This is a genomic window from Solibacillus isronensis (assembly GCF_023715405.1).
In the GTDB taxonomy this organism is placed as follows: domain Bacteria; phylum Bacillota; class Bacilli; order Bacillales_A; family Planococcaceae; genus Solibacillus; species Solibacillus isronensis_B.
In genome coordinates this window covers 2,074,035-2,099,025 of record NZ_JAMBOC010000001.1, presented here as the reverse complement: position 1 = coordinate 2,099,025, position 24,991 = coordinate 2,074,035, and the positions used below count along the sequence as shown (strand labels likewise).

Annotated in this window: 24 protein-coding genes; 19 read left to right on the top strand and 5 right to left on the bottom strand. The window is 38.9% G+C overall.

What is annotated here, in order from left to right:
• Positions 1–76: 76 nt before the first annotated feature.
• On the bottom strand, positions 77–1,396 hold the full coding sequence (gene brnQ, locus M3166_RS10600; protein ID WP_251689790.1) for a branched-chain amino acid transport system II carrier protein: 1,320 nt from the start codon (positions 1,394–1,396) through the stop codon (positions 77–79).
• A 304-nt stretch (positions 1,397–1,700) separates the two neighbouring features.
• Here brnQ and M3166_RS10595 point away from each other — a divergent pair, with 304 nt between their 5' ends.
• Both M3166_RS10595 and M3166_RS10590 read left to right on the top strand, forming a co-directional pair.
• Positions 1,701–2,684: a LysM peptidoglycan-binding domain-containing protein gene (locus tag M3166_RS10595; protein WP_251689789.1), complete on the top strand. Its 984-nt coding sequence runs from the start codon at positions 1,701–1,703 to the stop codon at positions 2,682–2,684.
• A 316-nt stretch (positions 2,685–3,000) separates the two neighbouring features.
• The gene (locus tag M3166_RS10590) at positions 3,001–3,549 is read left to right on the top strand and encodes a C40 family peptidase (protein ID WP_251689788.1); all 549 of its coding nucleotides are present in this window, start codon (positions 3,001–3,003) and stop codon (positions 3,547–3,549) included.
• 628 nt (positions 3,550–4,177) lie between these two features.
• On the opposite strand, the gene M3166_RS10585 is transcribed toward M3166_RS10590, so the two are convergent.
• Positions 4,178–5,083, bottom strand: a complete 906-nt coding sequence (locus M3166_RS10585) for an accessory Sec system S-layer assembly protein (protein WP_251689787.1) — start codon at positions 5,081–5,083, stop codon at positions 4,178–4,180.
• Between the two features lie 3 nt (positions 5,084–5,086).
• A complete protein-coding gene (secA2, locus tag M3166_RS10580; protein ID WP_251689786.1) occupies positions 5,087–7,447 on the bottom strand; it encodes an accessory Sec system translocase SecA2 in 2,361 nt (786 codons plus the stop codon).
• 349 nt (positions 7,448–7,796) lie between these two features.
• On the opposite strand from secA2, the gene M3166_RS10575 reads away from it, so the two are divergent.
• Together M3166_RS10575 and M3166_RS10570 are read left to right on the top strand one after the other, a co-directional pair.
• A complete protein-coding gene (locus tag M3166_RS10575; RefSeq protein WP_251689785.1) occupies positions 7,797–8,852 on the top strand; it encodes a glycosyltransferase family 4 protein in 1,056 nt (351 codons plus the stop codon).
• 222 nt (positions 8,853–9,074) lie between these two features.
• Positions 9,075–9,236, top strand: coding sequence for a hypothetical protein (locus M3166_RS10570; RefSeq protein WP_251689784.1), 162 nt, complete (start codon positions 9,075–9,077; stop codon positions 9,234–9,236).
• 39 nt (positions 9,237–9,275) lie between these two features.
• Here M3166_RS10570 and M3166_RS10565 read toward each other — a convergent pair whose 3' ends face one another.
• Both M3166_RS10565 and M3166_RS10560 read right to left on the bottom strand, forming a co-directional pair.
• On the bottom strand, positions 9,276–10,325 hold the full coding sequence (locus tag M3166_RS10565) for an LCP family protein (protein ID WP_251689783.1): 1,050 nt from the start codon (positions 10,323–10,325) through the stop codon (positions 9,276–9,278).
• A 144-nt stretch (positions 10,326–10,469) separates the two neighbouring features.
• A complete protein-coding gene (locus tag M3166_RS10560; RefSeq protein WP_251689782.1) occupies positions 10,470–11,102 on the bottom strand; it encodes a YigZ family protein in 633 nt (210 codons plus the stop codon).
• Positions 11,103–11,263: 161 nt separating this feature from the next.
• Here M3166_RS10560 and M3166_RS10555 point away from each other — a divergent pair, with 161 nt between their 5' ends.
• The 15 genes from M3166_RS10555 to M3166_RS19390 all read left to right on the top strand — a co-directional run bounded on the left by M3166_RS10555 (position 11,264) and on the right by M3166_RS19390 (position 24,837).
• Entirely contained in the window at positions 11,264–12,427 is a 1,164-nt protein-coding gene (locus M3166_RS10555; protein WP_087615613.1) for a sensor histidine kinase, read from the top strand.
• Between the two features lie 22 nt (positions 12,428–12,449).
• Positions 12,450–13,124, top strand: a complete 675-nt coding sequence (locus tag M3166_RS10550; RefSeq protein ID WP_008407366.1) for a response regulator — start codon at positions 12,450–12,452, stop codon at positions 13,122–13,124.
• Between the two features lie 294 nt (positions 13,125–13,418).
• On the top strand, positions 13,419–13,940 hold the full coding sequence (locus tag M3166_RS10545) for a nuclear transport factor 2 family protein (RefSeq protein ID WP_251689781.1): 522 nt from the start codon (positions 13,419–13,421) through the stop codon (positions 13,938–13,940).
• 225 nt (positions 13,941–14,165) lie between these two features.
• The gene (locus M3166_RS10540) at positions 14,166–15,008 is read left to right on the top strand and encodes a DegV family protein (RefSeq protein ID WP_251689780.1); all 843 of its coding nucleotides are present in this window, start codon (positions 14,166–14,168) and stop codon (positions 15,006–15,008) included.
• Positions 15,009–16,240: 1,232 nt separating this feature from the next.
• Complete coding sequence (locus tag M3166_RS10535; protein WP_353056560.1) at positions 16,241–17,320, top strand: DEAD/DEAH box helicase; 1,080 nt, start codon at positions 16,241–16,243, stop codon at positions 17,318–17,320.
• Entirely contained in the window at positions 17,313–17,918 is a 606-nt protein-coding gene (locus tag M3166_RS10530; protein WP_251689779.1) for a ComF family protein, read from the top strand. Before M3166_RS10535 ends, M3166_RS10530 begins: the two co-directional genes overlap by 8 nt.
• 68 nt (positions 17,919–17,986) lie before the next feature.
• A complete protein-coding gene (locus tag M3166_RS10525; protein ID WP_251689778.1) occupies positions 17,987–18,397 on the top strand; it encodes a TIGR03826 family flagellar region protein in 411 nt (136 codons plus the stop codon).
• Between the two features lie 171 nt (positions 18,398–18,568).
• Complete coding sequence (gene flgM, locus M3166_RS10520; RefSeq protein ID WP_251689777.1) at positions 18,569–18,829, top strand: flagellar biosynthesis anti-sigma factor FlgM; 261 nt, start codon at positions 18,569–18,571, stop codon at positions 18,827–18,829.
• 36 nt (positions 18,830–18,865) lie between these two features.
• Positions 18,866–19,369 (top strand): flagellar protein FlgN, encoded by a 504-nt coding sequence (locus tag M3166_RS10515; RefSeq protein ID WP_251689776.1) that lies wholly within the window; start codon positions 18,866–18,868, stop codon positions 19,367–19,369.
• 93 nt (positions 19,370–19,462) lie between these two features.
• Entirely contained in the window at positions 19,463–21,049 is a 1,587-nt protein-coding gene (gene flgK, locus M3166_RS10510) for a flagellar hook-associated protein FlgK (protein WP_251689775.1), read from the top strand.
• A gap of 13 nt (positions 21,050–21,062) precedes the next feature.
• Positions 21,063–21,938: a flagellar hook-associated protein FlgL gene (flgL, locus tag M3166_RS10505; protein ID WP_251689774.1), complete on the top strand. Its 876-nt coding sequence runs from the start codon at positions 21,063–21,065 to the stop codon at positions 21,936–21,938.
• A gap of 55 nt (positions 21,939–21,993) precedes the next feature.
• Positions 21,994–22,548: a DUF6470 family protein gene (locus M3166_RS10500; RefSeq protein ID WP_251689773.1), complete on the top strand. Its 555-nt coding sequence runs from the start codon at positions 21,994–21,996 to the stop codon at positions 22,546–22,548.
• An 11-nt stretch (positions 22,549–22,559) separates the two neighbouring features.
• Entirely contained in the window at positions 22,560–22,994 is a 435-nt protein-coding gene (gene fliW, locus M3166_RS10495) for a flagellar assembly protein FliW (protein ID WP_251689772.1), read from the top strand.
• 4 nt (positions 22,995–22,998) lie between these two features.
• Positions 22,999–23,211, top strand: coding sequence for a carbon storage regulator CsrA (gene csrA / locus M3166_RS10490; RefSeq protein WP_251689771.1), 213 nt, complete (start codon positions 22,999–23,001; stop codon positions 23,209–23,211).
• Positions 23,212–23,370: 159 nt separating this feature from the next.
• The gene (locus M3166_RS19390; protein WP_285848818.1) at positions 23,371–24,837 is read left to right on the top strand and encodes a flagellin; all 1,467 of its coding nucleotides are present in this window, start codon (positions 23,371–23,373) and stop codon (positions 24,835–24,837) included.
• Positions 24,838–24,991: the final 154 nt, after the last annotated feature.

The following is a 24,991-nucleotide window of genomic DNA, read 5'->3' as shown; positions in this document are numbered from 1 at the left end:
GCTATTTTTTTCCAATAAAAGAGGGTAAGTTACAAGTTTTTACACTTGTAACTTACCCTCTTTAAAGTAATTAAACTTACTTCCGTTTCGCTAAATACATGATGTAGCCGATGACACCACCGACTAATGCAGGTACAACCCATGCGATGCCTTGCTCATAAAACGGGAAGAATGATAAAAATTTATCGTATGCTGCAATTTCAAAGCCGGCAGTTTTGATTCCGTCATAGATTGCAACAATACCTGTGAAAATTAAAGCCATACCATATACGCTCGGTGCGTGGTTGAATAAATTTCCGAATAGTGCAAAAATCATAAGCACGATTGCGAACGGATAAATTGCAACTAAAACAGGTAATGATAATTTAATCAAATCAGCTAATCCGAAGTTTGAAACACCAAAGCTGAATAGTGCGAAAATTACTAAGTACACTTGGTAAGAAACTTTCGGGAAAATCTTATGGAAGAATGTTGCGTTTGCAGATAAAAGACCTACAGATGTTGTTAAACAAGCTAAAATGATAACGGCAGATAAAATAATCTTACCTGCTTGTCCATATAGTTGCTGTGCTGCTAAAGAGATAATTGTACCGCCATCTTCATGGAAGCCGATAGCTGATGTACTTGTTACCCCAATATAACCTAATGATACATAAACAAATGCTAAACCAATTGCAGCGACAATCCCTGCGAAAATTGTAATTTTAACTTGTTTTACTCTATCAGTTACGCCACGTGCAACTAATGATTGAACGATAACAATTCCGAAAACCAATGATGCGAGTACATCCATCGTTAAGTACCCTTGAATGAACGATTCACCAAAAGCGTTATTAATATATGGACCCTGTGCTTCACCAGGTTCACCTAACGGAGTAATAACGGCTTTAATCGCAAGTAAACAAATAACGATTAAAAGAGCAGGTGTTAAAATTTTTCCGACACGGTCGACGATTTTTGTCGGGTTATAAGCTAAGTAGAATGTAATTCCGAAAAAGATAAGCGTTGTAATGAATAATGGAACCCAGCTACCTTTCATTGCTTCTGTTAAAAACGGTTCCACACCGATTGAATAAGATACAGCGCCAGTACGCGGAATTGCGAAGAATGGTCCGATCGACAAGTAAATAATCGAAGTGAAAATTATACCGAAATATGGATTAATGCGGCCAGCCAATATTTCCAGGTCTCCGCCGTTCTTTGCAACGGCAATAATACCTAGTAGAGGCAAACCGACTCCTGTTATTAAAAATCCGATCATGGATATTACAATATTTTCCCCAGCCATTTGACCTAACTGTGGTGGGAATATGATATTACCTGCACCTAGAAATAATGCAAATAACATAAAACCTACCGCGATATTCTCACGAAAAAAACTTGACTTGCTATTCATGTTGATAAACTCCTTTAATTTGAAAATACAAAGTTTTCTAAAAATTTAAATCTTTTAACAAAAATTAATTCTATCATAAAATTATTAAAATACAAGCATATTTTCAGAAAACAATTATCGCTAAACCACTACCTATGAAATGTTATTGAATTTCTATTACATGATATTAATATGTGAGTATAATATTAGGGAATAGATATAACCATCTGAAGAATTTTCTCATAAAAAGAGGGTTGTATACTCTATTGAAAATTAAGTAAAATAGAGTAAAAAATAGTTTCATTGAAATGGGGGAGTTTTCATATTGAATAATAAATGGAAGGTAGTGCTGACAGGTGTAACGTTTTCACTTGCACTATTCATCGCACCAGATGCCCAAGCATCCACCTATACGGTGAAACATGGCGATACGTTAACAAAAATTGCGAAAGCCCACAACACGACGATCAATCAGCTTAAACAATGGAACAAATTATCTCAAGATCGCATTTTTATCGCACAAAAACTTGTTATTGCGCCAGCAAAAAGTGCAGTGAGTAAATTGCCGGCGGCAACTAAAACGACAGCAACAACCAAAACGACAGCTGTTTCAGTTGTTGAGGAAAAATTCGAAAGCCCGCAAAATGCAATTTCCCATACTGTTATTAAAGGGGATAATTTAACAAAGATCGCTAAAAAGTATAGTATATCGGTAGCTAGTATTAAACAGTTGAACAATTTGAAAACTGATGCAATTAAAGTTGGCCAAAAGCTGACAATTAGCCAGCAGTCGACTAAAGACTTAGCTGTTGAAGCTCCTTCTGCTAAAACAGTAGAAGCAGAAATTAATTTTAATCAAACAGCTGACGAAGAGATTGAAAAACAGTTAAAGAAGGAAGTTGCACTGCCAGGGAAAGTTTCGCAACAAACAGAGAGCCTTTATGGACAAGCTATTGAAGCGGCTAACGCAGTATTAGGTACTCCTTATAAATATGGCGGAACGACAATAGATGGATTTGACTGCAGCGGCTTTGTAAACTATATATTTAATACTGTTGGTGTCCCAATGGATCGTAAAAGCAGTCTCATGTATTTCGAGCAAGATACGACGAAAGTAACGCAACCAGTACCGGGAGATTTAGTATTTTTCAAAAATACATTTATCCCTACGATTTCCCATATGGGCATCTATTTAGGAAACAATGAATTTATCCATGCTGGCTCAAAAGGGATTACAATTTCAAATATTGGGGAAAAGTATTGGTCGGAGCGCTTTGTCGCATATAAACGCATTAATAATTTAAAATAAATATTGAAGAACTAATAAGTGTCGTTAAAAATCCGCTTATTAGTTCTTTTTTGTTACATAAATTCGTGATAATGTTACAAATGTTACAAGGAAGGCTATAAATATTGGTTAATATTACAATTAATAACGGTAATTGTTTGGTCTATAGTTTAAAATCCCTATTTAAAATAGGTTCTTTGGCAATGTTTGAAGTTATTTGAAAGCGGGTAAATGTAACTTTGTTGTTACATAACTGTAATGTTATTAAATATAATCTCGTGTTAACCTAATATCAGTTAAGTTTTCAGAAAATTTATTGATTGGTTGGAGGAACACGATGGATTACTTGAAATTAATACGCAATACCGTACTAACTTTGGCAGCTGCCTTCGTAATTTTCTTCGCACCGGTGAATGAAAAGGAAGCTTCTGCAGAATCAGCTTACTCAATTGATGAGTTAAAAGAAGTCTCTTCAAAGTATTTAGGAGTTCGCTATTCATACGGCGGCACATCAGCAAAAGGCTTTGACTGCTCAGGATATGTACGTCACGTATTTAAAGAACTAGGCATCACATCACTGAATCGCACATCTTCAGAAATGTATACACAAGGTACGAAAGTTAAGAAAAGTGACCTTGAGCCAGGCGATTTAGTATTTTTCAACACATCAGGCAAACGCATCTCTCATGTAGGGATTTACATTGGTTCAGGAAAATTCATCCACGCTTCCACAAGTAAGGGTGTTATTAAAACAAGCATTAACGACAAATATTATTGGGGTAAAAAGTACGTAGGTGCTAAACGCATCGCTAACTTCTCAACGGCAGAAGCCCTAGTTGCAGACGCAGACGATTCAGATGTAGACAACACACCAGAAGAAGAATAATACATAGCTTATACACACTACTACATACTGCAAAATTCGTAATTACAATCTCTCACCTTTTATAGGGTGGGGGATTTTTTAATGCAGTTTGGGCAAGGGTATGGGGCTGAATGATAGTTTGGTTTTCTGTTTTTGTAGTAGGGAAGCTAGGTTGTACGGGCGTTCTACTTTATGAGAGAAATGTTCTACATAAGTTTCGACGCCATCCACATTATGAGCGCTTTATTCTACATTAGTGCTGAAATTTTCAACATTTGGCTTGGAATGTTCTCATTTACTGATTAAATGGTGAATAAAAAGTCGATGTTCTACTTTCTATGCGGAACTTTCTACATTCCAAGTGAACCGTTCTACATTTGCAGTGAAAGTTTCCACATTAGACCCGCAACATTCTACATTTCAAGACAGAATAGCGAATAAAGAATCGGCGTTTTACTTTTTAAACAAAACTTTCTACTTAAGCTCCGCAACATTCCTTTTTACCAGCGTTCCGTTCTACATTAGCAAAGAAATCTTCTACTTTTCCCAAAAAATCGGAAAAAAAAGCGTGCCCTGGATAATAACGAGTGACACAAACAAAAAATAGCACCCGAAAGTCAAAAATGACTACGGATGCTGCATATAGAAACTATTGTGGTACGCGAGCTGTCCAGCGAGATAAATCAGCGCCATCAGCCGTTACTAATTCTTTAGGGAAGATGAATGTCCAAGGCTTTGTCGTATTAGGCTGTACAGTTAATACAGGGTCTAATTTGAACGATCCTTTTGCAACTAGGACATTGCGTGCATCCATAATTTCAAGTGGTAACTGTTCCAAGTTAATCGCCTTTTCGTGTCCATTACGGATGAAAATTGACGCGTGGAAGCTGCCGTCATCGTTTAATTTTGCTTGTAGTCCTGTGAAGTTTACTTCCGTTTTTCCTAACTTCGGTAAAGTTTTCACAATTTCAGCTAACTTTTCTTGCTGATCTTTCGGTAATTGTTTCTTCCATGTATCGTCCAAGTCTAATTGGTGACCGCGTAATGAAAGTAAGTTAAATGAAATTTTCCAGCCTTCTTCAGGCACTTCGTCTGCTGTAATTGACGAAGCAGGGAATGTGAAAATCCATGGACGTGCACTTTCAGCAGGAATCACGCCTAGCTCTTTAAAATCAAAGTAATGTGAAGCAATGCGGTTATCATCTTTATCTAAAATTAATAGTTCAATTTCGCCTAATTCAATTGCTTCTGTTAATGAAGAACGGAAAAATGCTTTTACATTCCAAGAACCGTTTGCCATTGAAGGCTCGATATTAATTGCTGACAATGATAACTGATTTGGTTTTAATGGTGCTAAATCATTCGCAAGGAAATTAAAAACATATTTTTGTTCCTGTGGTACATCCCATTCAGGATGGAACGATAATTTAGTAATTACGTCACGATTTGCACCTTTTTTAGAAGTATCACCAGATGTTTTTACGACTGATGAAGAATCAACAGCACTGTCTTTACCTACTTTGTCACCTTTTTTAAATAAATCGAATAAACCCATCTGCTATTCCTCCACGTTCATCGTAATGTTTTTCATAAATGTTACAAGTTCTTCTACTATTTTGCGGCGAAGTTCCTGATAGTTTTTACCGAATAATTCTAGTCCTTCACGTTGGTAAATACGCATTGGATCTTCCTGTTGGTAATGACGTAAGCCAATGCCTTCTTTTAAGTGAGCCATTTGTTCTAAATGTTTTATCCACATTTGATCGATGAAGCTCAACATGACTTGCGGAATAATCGCCATAATTTGTTCGTTTTCTGCAAAGCCCTTGATAACTTCTGTTAATTCATTTACAGAAGGATCCATTGCATCGAGCATTTTCTTCACTTTTGTTTCTTCACGGTTCACAGTAACAGGTGTTAAGAATAAAGAGTTCACTGTACGTTCCATTTTATCGAAATCCCACTCAAGCACATCTTTATCTTCCGGGGCATTTTCACGAACAGCAAAATCAACAGTTTCCTTCATCATCGTCACTAAATGTTCCAGAATATTTTCATTGCGTAATACTTTATCGCGTAAATCATAAACTACACGGCGTTGATCATTAATTACATCATCAAGTTTTAAGTTGTATTCACGCATAGAGAAATGAGCGCCTTCAACGATACGTTGTGTACGTTCAATCAGCTCTGACACTTCTTTGTTTTGAATGAGACCGATTTCGTCAGTTGTCATTTTCTTGCGGAATTTCTCTACATCATCTTTTGCGAAACGCTTGAACATATCGTCTTCAATCGAAAGGATGAATCGAGTTTCACCAACGTCACCTTGACGACCTGAACGTCCGCGTAACTGGTTATCGACACGACGACTTTCGTGCTTCTCAGTACCGATTACAAATAAACCGCCAAGATCTTCAACGCCTTCGCCTAAGACGATATCTGTACCACGTCCAGCCATGTTTGTTGCGACTGTTATACGATTTTTTTGCCCGGCTTCCGAGATTAACTCAACCTCTTGCTCGACTGTTTTCGCATTTAATAATTGGAACTGTAAGCCATGCTTTTTCAAGTAACTTGCTACTTTTTCTGATTGTAAAATAGAAGTTGTCCCGATTAATACCGGCTGTCCTTTTTCGTGGCGGCGCACTGCTTCCTGTGCCACATATTCGTATTTTTGCTCAATGTGTTCGAATACGATATCCGGCTGATCCAGGCGTCGACGTGGACGGTTTGTCGGTATTTGAATAACACGCATACCGTAAACTTCTAAAATTTCTTTTTCCTGAGTTTTCGCAGTACCTGTCATCCCTGATAATGTCGGATACATACGGAAATAGTTTTGAATTGTAACTTGTGCCTGTGCTTTGTTTTCCTCGGTGATTGTTACGCCTTCTTTCGCTTCAATCGCCTGGTGTAAGCCATCAGAAAGGGAACGGCCTTCCATAATGCGGCCTGTAAACATATCGACCAATTCGATTTTGTCATCACGAACGATGTAATCAACATCACGCTCAAACATCACGTGTGCACGTACTGCCTGAATTACGTAATGGTACAACGTTTGATGTTCCAAATCGTATAAGTTGTCGACACCGAATGCCGCTTCAACTTTCTCAATACCTTGATCTGTTAATGAAGTTGCTTTTGTTTCATCGTCGAAATCATAATCTTCTTCCGCTTTGAAACGCTTCGCAAGCATTGCAGCAATACGGTGCAATTCTTCGTTTGCACCCATTTTACCAGCAATGATTAATGGTGTTTTCGCTTCGTCAATTAAGACAGAATCTACTTCATCGATAATCGCAAAGTGATATGGTCGCTGAACTTTATCACCAATTGTATGTGCCATATTATCACGTAAATAGTCGAAACCGAATTCCGTTCCAACACCGTATGTAATATCAGCATTGTACGCTTCCTTTTTATCTGCAGGTTCCATCATTGGAACATTCAATCCAACTGTTAACCCAAGGAAACGGTGGATTTGACCGATTAATTCGAAGTCACGTTTTGCAAGGTAATCGTTTACCGTAATAACGTGTACACCTTTACCTTCCAATGCACGAACGTAAGAAGGAAGTGAGGCAACAAGTGTTTTACCTTCACCAGTCGGCATTTCAGCAATATTACCTTCAGTCAATACTAGACCGCCGATTAACTGCACATCAAAGTGGCGCATGTTTAATACACGTTTAGAAGCTTCACGGACAACAGCAAATGCATCAGGGATAATATCAACTAGCTGAGTTCCGTTTTCTAAACGCTCTTTAAATGTAAATGTCATATTTCGAAGTTCTTCGTCAGACATGGGACTATATGTTGCTTCGAGGCTGTTAATTTGCTCTACCGTTTTGTAGTATCTTTTTAGCTCTCGAGCACTTGTTTGCTCTTTATTACGTTTGAAAATTGAGAACATTATTTTACTCTCCTTTGAAATTGGCTACTTTAATATAGTAGACACTCCGTTATTTTATCAAATAATGCACAAAAAGACTACTGACCAAAAGGGAATTCATAGGAACAATATAAATAAATTGGATGAGCTTTCTATTATATTAATAATTATTTGATAGGTTTGAAATATACTAGAAGAATGATAGATGTAAAATTTATGTGAGGTGAATAAATAGTGGAAGGAAATTAAGCTATATTTTATGTTTTGTTCATGCTATACTTATGGTGAATAAAAATGTAGAGTTTTTAATGAATCTCCAAAAGGCGATTTATTGTAATGCTTAATACTACAAAAATTAAGGAGGAGAGACATGATTTACGTGTCTTTAATCGTAGCTTTTATTGCTGCAATTATACTAACTCCGCTTGTGAAGCGATTGGCTTTTCGCCTTGGAGCTGTAGATGCCCCGAACTATCGTAAAGTGCATGCTCGCATTATGCCACGATTAGGCGGTTTAGCAATTTTTGGTGCGTTTATGATCGGGATATTACTTTTAAAATTTGTCACGAACTTCGAAAGTGACTACTTATACGCGATTTTAATTGCCGCGACAATTATCGTAGCAACAGGTATCGTTGATGACATGCGTGAAATTTCCGCTAAAGCTAAATTGCTTGGCCAAGTGATCGCTGCCTGTATTGTTGTATTTGTCGGCGGTATTCAAATTGACAATATTAACTTACCGTTTGGTGGGGAACTGGAATTCGGCTGGTTAGGAATTCCGTTCACAATTATTTGGATTGTGGGTATTACAAATGCAATTAACTTAATCGATGGTCTTGATGGACTAGCTGCAGGTGTATCAACAATTGCTTTAATGACATTAGCCGTAATGGCAATGATCATGGGGAATGGTATTGTTATCGCAATGGCTGCAATTTTGGCTGCTGCAACAATCGGTTTCCTGTTTTTCAACTTCCACCCTGCGAAAATTTTCATGGGGGACACAGGTGCACTGTTTTTAGGATTTATGATTTCGGTGCTCGCACTTTTAGGATTTAAGAACGTAGCGGTTATTTCGTTCGTTATCCCGGTTATTATGTTAGGAGTTCCGATTTCCGATACATTCTTCGCAATCGTGCGTCGTTTGCGTAGCGGTAAAAAGTGGTCAGATCCGGATAAATCGCATTTACACCACCGTTTATTGGATTTAGGATTCTCACATCGTCAAACCGTGACGATTATTTATGCGATGGCTGCAATGTTCGGTCTCGCTGCTGTCATCTTCTCGATGGCGAAAGTGTGGGGCGCAATTTTACTTATTGCCGTTATATTAGTAGCAATTGAGCTGTTCGTAGAAATTATCGGCCTTGCCGGCAAAAACTATAAACCTCTGCTCAACCTCGTAAGAATATTTAATAAGTGAAAAGATCGAAACAAGTAAATGGCATTGTGCTGTTTGCTTGTTTTTTTTTTTTTTTTTTGGGGAATTTTTGACGGAAAGTAGAAAGTTTGGCGGTTAAATTGGACCGGGATGGAGTAAAAGTAGAAAGTTCAGAATCGAAAGTAGAAATTCCTCGTGGAAATGTAGAACGAATACTCGAAGAAGTAGAACCCGTAAATTTATTAGCAAATTCCCGGGGGGAAAGTGGAACAGAATGAAGAGAAAGTAGAAAGTTCAGAAGCAAAAGTAGAAGCTTCTCATGGAAATGTAGAACGAATATCCGAAGAAGTAGACCCCGCAATTTTATTAGCAAATTCGTGGGGTAAAGTAGAACACCCATTTATTATAGGTAGAAACCCCAAATAAAAAACCAACCCCCGTATCACTCGCGGAGGTTGGCTCATCTTATTGTGTATCTGTATCTGTTCTTGTTGTATAAGCTGAATTTGATTGAGAGCTTGTGCCAGAAATATTTGTCGATTCCGGAGTAAGTCCTAAATGACTTTTTAAGATATGGCTTGTTTCTGCAAGCGCTTCTTCATCAAGTTTGTAATAGTAAACACCTGTTGACATGTCGTCATAGCCTTCCAACGTCAATGTGTCAATTCGAGGCATGCCGTTTGTTAAATAGCTGAAGAAAGATTTCATTTCAGTGAACGTCATATCTGTCTTCATATTGTTTCCTACAGCAGATAAAATATCATCGTATTTTGAGATGGATGTAAATGATGCTGCTTTAGTTGCGATTGCCTGAATGATTTCCTGTTGGCGTTTACCGCGTTCAATATCATTGTCCTGTTTACGTGTACGGGCAAGGGCCAATGCTTCACGGCCACCCAATGTTTGCAATCCTGGCTGCAAGTTGACAGTATTGCGGTCGAACTCGTCTTTTTCAAGCATTGCGTAAGGAACTTCTGCTTCAATGCCGCCTAATGCATCGACAATATCGATGAAAGCATTAAAGTTTACACGTAAATAATAGTCAATTGGAATATCAAATAATTCTTCTACAGTTTCAATTGAAGCAAGTGTTCCACCGCGCGCATGCGCATGATTGATTTTATCGTTATATCCGATATGAGGGATGTAAACATATGAATCACGTGGAATACTTACTAGTTTAACTGTTTTTGTTTTATTGTTTAAAGTGGCAAGCAAAAGGGCATCTGTGCGGGAATTGTCTGCACCTTGATCGCGCTTTTCACTATCATCGACACCTAAAATTAAAATAGAAACATTATCTTGGGCAGGCTCAACTTTTACTTCTCGCTGGTCCGACATTTCTCGGTCCTCGATTACTTCATATGCACTGTCTGCAGCATGTTCGGCTTGCTTCGTCAAATAGACACCGTATGCTGTTGCACAAATTACGAGCGAAAGAGTCAGAAGCATCGAAACTTTAAGAAACAATCTGAATTTCGATGAGCCTTTCTTTTTATTTTGCCTTGTTTTCATAAAGATTCTCCTCTAGGTTAGGGATAGGTTACTATATTAACTGGTATATTATAGCTACTTTGTAATCTTATCTAATATACTACAATCTACTTTTGTCGTAAAGTAACGATATCGTGCTTTCTCATGACAAATATTTCGACACGATTACTTCGGAAATTCGATAAAAAGCGCGTCTTCATTTGTAATGACCGCCTGGCCGTTTGTCAGCTCAGTGATCCAGTCAATAAAAGTTTGCTCTTCCTCTTTTAAAACGTGTACATAAATTTCTACATTTTCAGCATACTGAATATCATGAAGAGGGTAGTGGGAACCGCGTATCTCATTTTCTAATTTCCCTAACCACACATAATCAATCCCGATTTTCATTAAATAATGCAGTTTTCGCTCAACAACTTGAGCAGCTGTAATACCTTCTGTTGTTGCTTTACTATAGGCGCGGATCAAACCGCCACCGCCAAGCTTAATCCCGCCGAAATAGCGAGTGACGACAACAACCGTATCTTTTAAACCTTGTTTTTTGAGTACTTCTAACATAGGGACGCCTGCAGTACCACTTGGTTCCCCGTCATCATTCGCTTTTTGGATCTGGTCATGTTCCCCGATCATATAGCAGGAGCAGTTATGGGTAGCCGATGCATGCATCTTTTTTATTTTATCTATAAAGAGAATCGCTTCTTCTTCTGTCTCAACGCGTTCGACATAAGTTAAAAAACGCGATTTTGATATGATGATTTCCGATTCTCCGTAACCTTTTACAGTAATATAGTTATTTCTCATTATCGATTCTCCTTAATATTACAATTTGATTTCAAATTTGTGGTTATAATTTAACTTAAAAAATGATTTACTAATGATATAATATGTATGTACTATAATAGTAGGTTGCAAAGTAAAAAGATAGAGTAGTTCGCATTCTGACTAAGTAAGGTGGGGAAAAAGTGCTAGAAAACAATCAAATAGACATCGCCTCGCTTGATGTAATATTTAATCGAATGTTGGAAACTATTACAAGTTCGAAAGATGATGTATTTATTATAAGCGAACAAAGCCGCAGAAACTTTGAGGAAATGCAACAAGAGCTGGAAGTTGTGCGTCATGAAATTAAGATTATAATAGATGAAAGTGATAACTTGGAAAAGTTGCTTCAATTATCTAGACAGCGATTAGTCGTTGTAAGTAAAAGTTTCAATAATCATTCAGAAGAGCAAATACGTGCAGCTTATGAAAATACAAGTAATTTACAATTAAAAGTTTCCCTTTGCCGGGAGCGTGAAAAGCAGCTAAGAGATAAGCGTGACGATTTGGAAAGGCGCCTGCGCACACTTTATGATACGATTGAAAGAGCGGATCATATCGTGAACCAAGTGAATGTTGTTATTAACTTTTTGACGACCGATCTGAAAAATGTCGGGGCAGCACTTGAACAGGCGAAGATCAAACAGGATTTTGGTATACGTATTATCGCAGCCCAGGAAGAAGAACGAAAGCGTTTATCGCGTGAAATTCATGATGGGCCTGCACAAATGATGGCGAATGTGCTGATGCGTTCAAATTTAATTGACCGCACTTTCCGGGAAAAGGGAGCCGACGCCGCTTTAAAAGAAATTCATGACTTGAAAATAAGCGTTCGCAACGCCTTATCCGAAGTACGCCGCATTATTTATGATTTACGTCCAATGGCACTCGATGACCTAGGTATTGATCCAACATTGAAAAAGTATTTATCTACGATTATGGAATACAATCCAGGTGTTGAGATTCAGTTCCTTTCATATAATAACGAGCGCAGAATCCCTTCAGATTATGAGGTAGCCGTTTTCCGTTTAGTGCAGGAAAGTGTAAACAATGCATTGAAACACGGAAAGCCTAACCTGATTATCGTTAAACTTGAGTGGTTATGTGACGAAATTAATGTTGTAGTAAAAGATAATGGTGTTGGATTTGATACAGAAAGCGCTCGTGAAGGATCTTTCGGTATTATAGGGATGAAAGAAAGAATTGATCTGCTGAAAGGTTCTTTGAAAATTAGCAGCAGTATCGGTAAAGGAACAACGATTTTAATGAAAATTCCATTGCCGACAAAAGATGAAGAGATAAGATAGCAGAATTCCAGGGGGTTTCGAAATGACGAAAATTATTATTGTAGATGATCACCAATTATTCCGTGAAGGGGTAAAACGTATTTTAGATTTTGAAGACACATTCGAGGTTGTCGCTGAAGGTGATGACGGCACAGATATCGTTAACTTATATGAACAAAACGAACCGGATGTTGTATTAATGGATATTAATATGCCTGGTAAAAACGGTGTTGAGGCAACAGCTGATTTAATCGCTGTATATCCGGATGCAAAAGTAATGGTTTTATCAATTCATGATGACGAATCATATGTAACACACGCATTAAAATCAGGTGCACTTGGCTATATGCTGAAAGAAATGGATGCCGATGAAATCGTTGAAGCGATCAAAGTTGTTTCTAACGGTGGTTCTTACCTGCACCCGAAAGTAACAAAAAATCTAGTTGCGGAATTCCGTCGTCTATCAGAGCACGAAAACAAAGGTAATTTCCATCAAACAGAAATCCGCCGTCCATTCCACTTATTAACGAAGCGTGAATGTGAAGTGCTTCAATTATTAACAGATGGCCAATCAAACCGTACAATTGGCGAGACATTATTCATCTCGGAAAAAACGGTTAAAAACCATGTATCAAGTATTTTACAAAAAATGAATGTTAATGACCGTACACAAGCAGTTGTAACAGCAATCAAAAACGGCTGGGTAGAAGTACGTTAATTACATATTAAGCGTTAAAACAGGGATTCGATTTCGTCTCCCTGTTTTTATTTTTGCATATTATTTCCGATTAATAAATAGTTTTAGCCGTGTAGTCTATGAAACATCTGTGAACAAGTTTCGTCCTAATGTTTTGAATGCGGTAGCAAATAATTCGAATTTCGAAATTTATTTTGATAAAGATATTATCTGGTCTTCAATGGTATTCGTATAAAACATCATCTCATGCTAGTTTGAACAAGATGTGTTTTTTCAATATTGTGTGCTAAAATGTTTGCGGGAGGTTGTAAAATTATGAAAAAATGGTTGGTAGCTGTACTTTCGGTTTTTGTACTAGCAGCTTGCGGGGATGAACAAGAAGCTTCACCTGAAAATCTGCAGAAAACGATCGATGAAGGTACTGTAGGTTTTGAAATGATGGGTGGAAAGATTCAAGAAGCAACCGGAGTCCCTAAAGGAGAAGCGAAGAAATTATTAGATGTATTTAATGAATATATTGAAGCATCAAATAATAAAGATATAGAAAGATATATGAAAACTATTTCTAAAAATGCAAAAGGTTTAGATTACGAAGAAGATAAAAAAAATACTTTAGAGACTTTTAAAAAATATGACGTCAAGAGAAGTGCGGAAGACATTACAATTATTAAATATAATGATAAGGAAGCTCACATTTATGCACATATGAGTATGGATGTTAAAGAAATAGGAACTGGGAATGAATATCATAGTAAAGCAAGGCAAGTAACATTATTTATTAAAGAAGAAGGGCAATGGAAAATTTCAGGGTTAAATGGAATGGTCGACAGTGAATAATTCTTGAATATGAGAAAGAGATATATTTAATTATTTAGGCAGTGAATAAAAACTTATCTTCTATAATATATAGTAAAAACATCTTGCGCGAAGTAATGCCAAGATGTTTTTTTCATATAGCGATGAAGGTGTGAAAGTGTAGAGTTCCCTATAAGAAAGGCAAATTACCGTTCACAATTATAGTGAGTTCATGTAAACTAGTGAACATAGGAGAGTGGGAGAGCGATGAAAACAGCAATTGTTACAGATAGTACAGCCTATTTAACACTTGAAGAACGAAATTCGTACAATGTCCATATGATTCCTCTAAGTGTTAACATTGAAGGAACATTTTACGATGAAGAAATCGATATTACAGCTTCAGAATTTTACGACCGTGTGCGCGGTGCAGCGGAGTTTCCGAAAACAACGCAACCGTCTGTCGGAAAATTTGTCGAGCTTTTTGAAACTTTAGGAAAAGATTATGATGAAATTGTAACGATTCACCTATCAAGCGGAATCAGCGGAACTTTCCAAGGTGCTGTCCAAGCGGGCGCAATGGTGGAAGGTGTATACGTTCACGCATTTGACTCGGAAGTTGCCGCCTACTTGCAAGGGTTCTATGTAAAAGAAGCAGCGAAACTAGCATTGGAAGGCGCTTCAGGCGAGCAAATTATGGCACACTTGAACGATTTGAAAGATACAATGGATGATTATATTATTGTTGACGATCTGCAGCATCTGCAGCGCGGCGGTCGTTTATCAGCTGCAGCAGCATTGATTGGCGGATTGCTTCAAGTAAAACCGATTTTAACATTCCAGAACAAAGTCATCGTGCCATTCGAAAAAATCCGTACACGTAAAAAAGCACTACGCCGAGTAGAAGAGCAACTAGCTTCAGCAGTCGAAAAACACGGCGCCCTTCAAGCAACAGTTATTCACGCCAACTGTGAGGATGAAGCACGCGAATGGATGAAGTCTCTTGAAGCGGCTTACCCAACAGTCGATTTCACACTAAGCTACTTCGGCCCAGTAATCGGCACACACCTAGGTGAAGGTGCAATGGCGATGGGTTGGATTAAGAAATAATTTTGTTTTAGGCTTAACAGTTACTACTTCTTAGGGAGGGTGGCTGTTTTTTGTTTGGGGTGAGGGAGGTGGATGACGGCGAGGGGTATTAGAAGTTTGTGGGTGGAAAGTGGAACGTTCTTCACGGAAAGGAGACAGTTTTAAGGTGAAAGTGGAACGGAAACGGGGGAAAGTAGAAGCGGCTGTTGGTATTAGAAGTTCATGGCTGGAAAGTAGAACTTGTGCCCCTAAAAGTAGAAAGTTCTGAGCTAAAAGTGGAAGCTAAAGGGGGAAAAGTAGAAAGTTTCGGGTAAGAAGTAGAAGTGGATGTCGGTATTAGAAGTTCGTGGCTGGAAAGTAGAACTTGTGCCCCTGAAAGTAGAAAGTTCTGAGCTAAAAGTGGAAGCTAAATGGGGAAAAGTAGAAAGTTTCGGGTAAGAAGTAGAAGCGGCTATAGTTATTAGAAGTCCGTGGCCGGAAAGTAGAACGTGAGCCTCTGAAAGTAGAAAGTTCTGAGCTGAAAGTGGAAGCTAAATGGGGAAAAGTAGAAAGTTTCGGGTGAAAAGTAGAAGCGGCTGTAGTTATTAGAAGTTCGTGGATGGAAAGTAGAACTTGTGCCCCTTAAAGTAGAAAGTTCTGAGCTAAAAGTGGAAGCTAAATGGGGAAAAGTAGAAAGTTTCGGGTAAGAAGTAGAAGTGTCTCTCTATATTAGAAGTTCGTGATTGAAATGTGAAACGTCTGTCTCTGAAAGTAGAATATAAACAGGGAAATGTAGAACCTAACGTATTAAAAGTAGAATAGTCCGCGATTACTTCATTAGTCCATTTAATTTCGAAGATCATCAACAACATCTAAAAATAAAATTGAATAAAGGAGCGAAAATTATGTTCCCAACAACCTTAATAAACAAACGTTATCGACTTCTCAAATCCTTTGTCTCAAATATACTCAATTATCCAACCCATACCCGCTACATGGGACTCATCCCCGAACCGGCAATCGTAAATTTCTTCACCGGTAGAATCTGGTCGCGCCATCACACACCATTTCCTCAACAAAAAATTGATACCTATATCAACCACGGCTATTTTGAAACAACCCCCGCTGTCATCACAGCCCCCAAGCTTACTTGCAGGCGTTGTCTAAATGAACGACCACATAAATTCGTTTCCTTTAACTGTGCGAAGTGCCAAAAAATCTGTTACTATTGCCGGCACTGTATTACGATGGGGCGAATGTGCAGTTGTGATGAATTGATTCTCTGGAAAGGAACGGAAACCCCGAAACCAAAATCGCTAGTACAGTTTGCATGGACCGGCAACCTTACCCCTCATCAGCAAAAAGCGGCGAATGAACTCGCACATAGTATTTCACAGAACAGAAATCATCTTTTGGAAGCGGTTTGTGGTGCTGGAAAAACGGAGATCCTTTTCGCTGCAATACACGATTCACTAAAAGCAGGTAAAAGAGTCTGTGTGGCAACACCGAGAACCGATGTCGTATTGGAATTGTACCCGCGTTTTCAGCAAGTGTTTCAAAATATTACAATCCATGCACTTTACGGCGGGGCAGAAATTAACAATCAGTTCGCGCAACTTGTCCTGGCAACGACACATCAGCTGTACCGGTTCGAGCATGCATTTGACGTTATGATTGTCGATGAAGCGGATGCCTTTCCGTATACTTATGATGAGGCGTTGCAGCGTGCCGTATTGAAAGCGAAAAAACCGGATGCCCCGATTGCATTCGTTACAGCCACTCCGTCGAACAAATTGCTCCTTAAAAAAAGAAAAGAAAACTGGGGCTACTCATTTATCGCAAGAAGATTCCATGGTCATCCTTTACCAGTTCCGAGGTTCCAATCACTCTGGAATTACGAAAAGGCACTTCAGAAAAATAAAATCCCACAAAAGCTTGAAGTCTGGCTCTACAAAAGACTTCAATATAACGAACCTTTCCTTATTTTCTTCCCTACAATCGAAATGATGGAACAAGCAACACCGCTGTTTCAAAAAATAGAATCTACTATTGTAAGTGTCCATTCCGAAGACCCCTACCGGAAAGAAAAAGTTCTGCAATTGCGCAATGAACAACGGAAAGGTCTATTAACTACGACTATACTGGAACGCGGAATCACCATTAAAAATGTCCAGGTAGCCGTAGTCGGAGCGGAAAATCCTGTCTTCACATCGAGTGCGCTTATTCAAATTAGCGGAAGAGTCGGACGGAATATACAGTACCCTACTGGTGATATCGTATTTTTCCACCATGGCATCACGATGGAAATGGACCGGGCACGCAATAAAATAATGGAGATGAACCGCCATGAATAAGCAAATCCTGAATTGCCTATTATGTGATCGCGAACTCCATCAAAATATTGGCTGGAAAGAGCTGATCCTAAAAACATTACCTCAAACAATTTGCCCTCGTTGTGAACAACGCTTTCAACGAATCGAGCAGCAACAGGAAGAAGGTGTCGTATCTTTATTCCACTATAATGAAGCAATGAAAGATTATTTGCACCGCTATAAGTTTCTTCACGATATACTCCTTGCAAAATTATTCAATAAAATCATCCATGAACAGCTTAAAGATGAAACCCGCCTCATTATCCCGATTCCAATGCATCCCGAAAACTTGCGACTAAGGACATTCGCACATATCGATGAATTGCTAAAAGCTGCAAATATTCCGTTTGCTCATCATTTAACCAAGGTTTCGAATGAGCTGCAATCATTAAAAACAAGAGAAGAACGTCTAAAAACCCCGCAATTATTTGAAGTTATCAACCCTACTGCAATAAAAGATAAAAACTTACTTATAGTTGACGATATTTATACTACAGGGACAACATTAAACCATGCGAAAAAGGCTCTGCTCGAAGCGGGCGCAAAAACAGTGGACGGATTCACATTAATCCATGGATAAAGAAAGAACCTATTATTTAATTAAGATCATAAAGAGTTTTAATTGTAATCGAATGAGGAGAGATTAAAATGGCTGAATTAAGAAATTGCCCAGGATGTAACGGTTTTTTTAACTATACGGGTATGAGGGATGTTTGCCATAACTGTGCACAAAAAGAAGAGGATCAATATCAGGAGGTGTATCGTTTCCTGCGTAAGCGTGAAAATCGAGCTGCAAATGTCGACCGGATTGTAGAAGCAACGGGGGTTGAACGTGACTTGCTATATAAATGGGTAAGAAAAGGACGTCTGCATCCGGCGATGTTTCCGAACCTTGGCTACCCATGTGATAACTGTGGACGTATAACAAATTCAGGAAAGCTATGTGAAAAATGCCAAAATGAATTAAAATCAGAATTGCGTACATTGGAAGCGGCACAGGAATTCCGAGAAGAGATGGATCGCCAAAATCGCGCAACTTATCTCTCCGGGAAAAAATAATTGTTTAAAACGAAGTCGTTTAAATAGGACTTCGTTTTTATTTTTTGTAAAATGAGCATAATAAAATACTACATAAGTCCGGTTTTTGCGATAAAGCATAAACAATCGGCTAAAGCAGTCGAAATATATAGTAGACAAAAAAGCTTTTAATTTGAGAGGAGGTCTATAAAGATGAAGATAAATCCAATCGGTGTGCAGGCGGTCAATCCGTACAACAAACAGGCACGCGCTGTAAAAACGGCAGAAACCCAAAAATCATTTGCAGACCAGATCGAAATTTCAAGTAAAGCAAAAGAGATGCAGGCAAATTCGACCTATGCAAATGAGCGTGCAGAGCGTGTGAAAAAGATTAAGGAAGATATTGATTCTGGAAACTACAAAGTAGACGCAAAGCAGGTTGCTGAAGACATGCTGAAATTCTACCGCGACTAATCACAGAAATTTAACAGGTAAGGGAGCGCTAAATACATGTCAATTGCCACAATTGTCGTCACGCTGGAGAAGCTAGAGAAAATGCATAAAAGTCTGCTGGAACTAGCGCTTGCGAAAACGGAATATATTAAGCAAGGTGATATGGAAAAGCTTGATCAGCTCATCAAAAATGAGCAGGCACATGTAGCGGCGATTAACACACTTGAACAACAGCGTCAGTCGATGGTAACGGATTACCTCCGAGCAAAAGGAATTGCTCTCACTGACACACCGTCTGTTGCCGATGTGATATCGGCCGCTGAAAACAGCGAATCCACAGAAGAATTGGTCAGTGTGCGCGAACGACTTATCGCGCTCTTGAACCAATTAAAGATGCAAAACGATTTGAATCAGAAATTGGTCATGAACTCATTGCAGTTTATTAACATTACATTGGATGCAATGCGCCCGCAGCGTACGGAACAGTTCAATTATTCCGGTGCACAAGTGCGCGGTAATGCAGAAGTAACGAAGCGTTCGTTCAATGAATTTAAAGCCTAATCGCATGTAAGCTTCCGCATGCTGCGGGGGTGATACATGCGTTTTTTATTGATACTTTGTTCGATATAACACACTTAAAAGGGAGGTCCTGCAATGCGTTCAACATTTATGGGACTTGAAGCAAGCAAGCGCGGTCTGTTCACACAGCAATCAGCGCTATACACAACAGGACATAATATTTCAAATGCCAATACAGACGGCTATTCGCGTCAGCGCGTTAATATGGAAACAACACCGGGATTTCCAAGTCCGGGTTTAAATACAGGTAAATCGGCGGGGCATATCGGAACGGGGGTACAGGCACATTCTGTACAGCGGATTCGAGATGGTTTCGTAGATCAGCAATACAGACAGGAAACGCATAAGCTTGGTTACTGGCAGACGAGATCTCATTCTATCAGTCAACTGGAAGATGTGCTGAATGAGCCATCTGATTACGGTCTGGCAGAATCGATGAATGAGTTATGGAATTCCCTGCAGGATCTGAATGTTCGTCCGGAAAATGGCGGAACACGTGCGGTTGTCGTGCAGCGGGGGATTGCAGTAGCGGATTCTTTCCATTACATGCACAGCTCGATTAAAAAAATCCAGGATAATGCTGGTGCAGAAATCGGAATTCAATTGAGAGATGCGAACTCGATTTTGAAGCAAATTGGCGATCTGAATGCGCAAATCCAAACAATCGAACCGAATGGGTATATGCCGAATGATTTATATGATGCACGTGATAGTTTAATAGATGAGCTGGCAACACATTTCCCGATTGAAGTGAAGCGTTCGGAAAAAGGTTCAGGCGGGAATTCGCTTGCTATAGCTGAAGGACCTGTTACCGTTTCACTTATTTTAAAAGATGGCTCAAAGCTTAAACTCGTAGACGGGAAAGATTATGCCCAGTTCCGTACAGATGATGCAGTTGATGGCGTTACACCAGTCGGCAATATGACAGGGATTTCCCTTGTGAAATTAGACAAAGACGGAAATGATACCGCACTCCCGGCTGACTGGTCTCAAACAGACACTACTGTTGACATCAATGACATTAGCGACCTTGGGAAGTTTAAATCATTAGTCAATTCTTACGGGTATACAAACAATACCGGTGAGACAACAGGGCTCTTCCCAGAAATGATTAATAAATTAAATGACATGGCTAAGGCTTTTGCTGAAAAGTTCAATGAAATCCATAAAAGTGGAACAGATTTAGAAGGAAATCAGGGAAAAGACTTCTTTATTTCAAATGATCCGCTAGTACCAGGCATTACTGCTGAAAATATTTATGTATCGGACACAATCATAAAAGATCCGAACACAATTGCGGCTTCAGATTCAGATATTGGCAATGCAGAAGCGGGGAACGGTAAAAATGCACTTCTTCTGGCAAATATGAAGTTTGTTGGGTTAGAAGATTTGGATAATCTGAGTGTCCAAACATACTTTGAAGGCTTAATCGGACAGCTCGGTGTAGACGGCCAGCAAGCAGCACGCCTTGAATATAATGCAGGAACACTTCAACAGGCAGTGAAAGAACGCCGTGACTCGGTAAGTTCTGTATCGCTCGATGAAGAAATGACAAATATGATTACATTCCAGCAGGCATATAATGCCAACGCCCGTATGATTACTGTAATCGACGAAACACTCGATAAAATCATCAACGGCATGGGCCGTGCCGGATTATAGGAGGTAGACCGAAATGCGCGTTACACAATCAATGCTTTCAGGCAATATGCTTCGTAATTTATCAAACAGCTATGAAAAAATGGGGAAACTGCAGGAGCAGGTGAACACAGGGAAAAAGGTGAACCGCCCATCAGATGATCCCGTTACTGCTATGAAAGGTATCAACTACCGTGCCGAGCTAAACAATGTGGAGCAATTTGTCCGCAATATCGGTGAAGCACATAACTGGCTTGATACGACAGATGACACATTCGATAAAATTGGTTCAACAATTCAACGAGCAAATGAACTGATGGTACAGGCTTCATCTGATACTAATACTGTAGATGACCGTAAAAAAATCGACAGTGAACTTCAGCAGATAAGAGAACATATTCAAAACTTAGCGAATACGAAAATTGGTGACCGCTATATTTTCAGCGGGACTAAAACTACGACACCACCATTTGATGGGAAAAATTTTGTAGACGATCCAGCGTTTGCAAAACCAATTGAAATTGAAGTGTTCAGTGGAATTATGTTGCCGATTAATAGTACCCCAATCGATGTATTTAAAGATATCGATAAAATGTTTGAAGATATCAGCGCAGCGATTGAAGGTGGTGCAACAGGCAGTGAGCTGGCAGAACATATTTCAACGATTGACAAAAATATGAATAAGCTCCTTGAAACAAGAGCAGGAATCGGTGCACTTCAAAATCGTGTGGAATTGATGGACACACGCCTGCAGTCACAGGAAGTAATTGCAACAAAGCGTATGTCTGAAAATGAAGATATCGACTATGAAAAAACGATTACGCAAATGATTACACAGGAATCGATTCACCGTGCTGCCTTATCGGTAGGGGCTAAAATTATTCAACCAACATTAGCAGATTTTTTAAGATAATGAAAAAGCGTTTGGACACATTGTGCCAAGCGCTTTCTTTAAAGGGAGGGACAATATGAATATCCCGCAAATTCAATTACAGACAACTAGAGGACAAATCGGACTGATGACACAAAGACCGGTCCAGCAGATCGAACAGCCAAAAGCCGATTTGGATATCCAGCAGCCAAAAGCAGAGATGTCGATCCGTACAACGAAGTCGGAGCTATCTATTGATTCGGTTGAAATGCGAGAAAGTCTTGATTTAATGAGTTCACGCAGCCGAACAGCCGAAGTTGCCCAGTACAGTAAGCAAACAGCAATGGAAGGATTGGCAAGAAGAGCACAAGAAGGCAGCGAGCTCATGAAAATTGAAAACGGTGGCAATCCTCTTGCCGAACAGGCAAAAAGAACAGGAAGACAGCCATATTCAAGCTTAGGAATTAAATTTATCCCCCAAGCCGGTAGTGTCAAAATAAATTTCACACCTGGTTCGGCAGATATTCAGATAGAACCACAAAAGGTGATTAATAATACGAATATAAACAAGCCAATCCATAACTACACACCTGGGAAAGTGAATGTGGAGATGCAGGAATACCCGTCTCTGAAAATTGATTGGCTTATATAAAGGAGAATACGATGAAAATTACAACTGCTTATATGGGGGAAGTCGAAATTAACCCATCCCAAATCATTAAATTTGAGCATGGTTTACCTGGTTTTGAAGACGAGAAGGAATTTATACAGCTGCCATTGTCAGAAGGTAGTGCGTACCAAGTACTGCAGTCCGTAAAAACAGCGGGGCTAGCATTTATTATTACAAGCCCATACGCGTTAATTAAAAATTATAACTTTGACTTGGAAGACTCGGTTATTCAAGCACTGGATATTAAAAGTGCTGGAGATGTCGCGGTATTTGTCATTGTGTCTTTAAAGGATATGCTGGAAAAATCTACAGTTAATATGAAAGCACCAATTGTATTAAATATCGAAAACCAAAAAGCAAAACAAATTATTTTAGAAGAAGATTATGAAATCCGCCATCAGTTAGCTACAAATAAAAAGGAGGTATGAACACATGCTTGTATTAACAAGGAAAGTAGGCGAAACAATCTGGATTGATGAAGAGATTGAAATCGTTATTACCGAAGTGAAAGGCGACCAGGTGAAAGTAGGAATCCGCGCACCACGGCATGTGGACATAATCCGTGGCGAATTGAGAAAGGATATTTCTGATTCGAATACAGAGGCAGCAATTAAGGATTTATCACTGTTTGATAAGTTGAAATAAAAAAGAAAAAAAGATTAGAAAACTATTAAACAAAAAAAAGTTCGTCCGATAATAATAGTGTCAGCAAGAGAAGCCAGACCGGCCGGCTAACTTCTCTTCTACATAAAACAAAATTTGCCCACAAGGACGTGGGTCAAACATTCCAGGGAGGAAATTATAATGAGAATTAATCACAATATTGCAGCACTTAACACACACCGTCAATTAAATACGGCGTCTACTGCTCAATCTAAATCAATGGAGAAATTGTCTTCAGGCTTACGTATTAACAAAGCTGGAGATGACGCTGCAGGTTTAGCAATTTCTGAAAAAATGCGTGGTCAAATTCGCGGTTTAGATATGGCTTCTAAAAATGCTCAAGATGGCATTTCTTTAATTCAAACTGCTGAAGGTGCATTAAGTGAAACACATGATATTCTTCAACGTATGCGTGAATTAGCTGTACAGTCGGGTAATGATACAAATACAGATTCGGATCGTAAAGAACTTCAAAAAGAAGTAGATCAACTGGCACAAGAAATTACTCGTATTTCAAATAATACAGAATTTAATACTCAAAACCTTTTAAATGGTGGAATGACTTCTGCTGGTAATGGTGAAGTGAAATTCCAAATTGGTGCAAATGCTAATCAAAGTCTTACAATTAGTATCAATGCAATGGATGCAAAAACATTGGGTGTAGCTAGAGATACTTTTACTGCAACAGGTACAAGTGCTGGTGATATAAATACTGTAACTTTTGATAATGATAATTTAGGTTCTGAAGTTGTCAATGGTGCGGTTATTTCTGCACAATATACTGCAGCAAACTCTGCACAGCCTGCAACAGCTGGGACAGTAATTGGGACAGCTGCAGCGGAAGCTAATGTAACTAAAGGTGGAGACTTGGAATTAAAAATTAATGGTGGATCATCATTTACTGTTACTATAGCTGATAATGCTTCAAAAGCGGATGTTGTAAATGCAATTAATACTGCTGCTAATGCTGCGAATAGTACAACTGGTATTAATTACGCATCTTTAGATGGATCAGGTGTATTATCAATTGGATCAAATACAACTGGTACATCATCTTCAGTATCAGTAGTAGATGCAACAGGTACTGGTAATACAATCTTGAATGACTTAAAAATATCTGCAGGTACTGAATCGGGTTCAGCATCAACAGCTGCAACATCTGCAAAAATTACACTTACAGATGCAGAAGGAAACACCCAAGATATTAATATTTCTGACCCAGATGCAACATCATTATCTGTAACTTCTGGAAATTTTTCTGGATTAACTTTTAATATGGATGCAACTAAAAAACTGTCAGATTTGGATTCAGTTAATGATACGATAACTGTAACTACTAATGTTGATGTTGCTACAGCAGCTTCATTTAATGGTGGCACTACAGCAGCTAATGCTAAAGCTGGTATCGATATTTCTACTCAATCTACAGCTAATGATGCTGTTACAGCCATTAATAATGCTATTGAAACTGTTTCTTCTGAACGATCTAAATTAGGGGCAACTCAAAACCGTTTAGAGCACACAATCAACAACTTAAATACATCTTCTGAAAACTTAACTGCTGCGGAATCTCGTATCCGTGACGTAGATTATGCTTTAGCTGCTTAGGCAGTGACAAGCACAGTCGTCCTAGCTGGTAACGGCTAGAGATAATAATCGGGTGAATTGCTGGAAACCCCTAAAACTTACTTCCCTACAACGTAGTTGGAAACGGCAAGCGTGAACGGTCGAAAAGAAGTGAGATTGGGCAATCAGCAGCCAA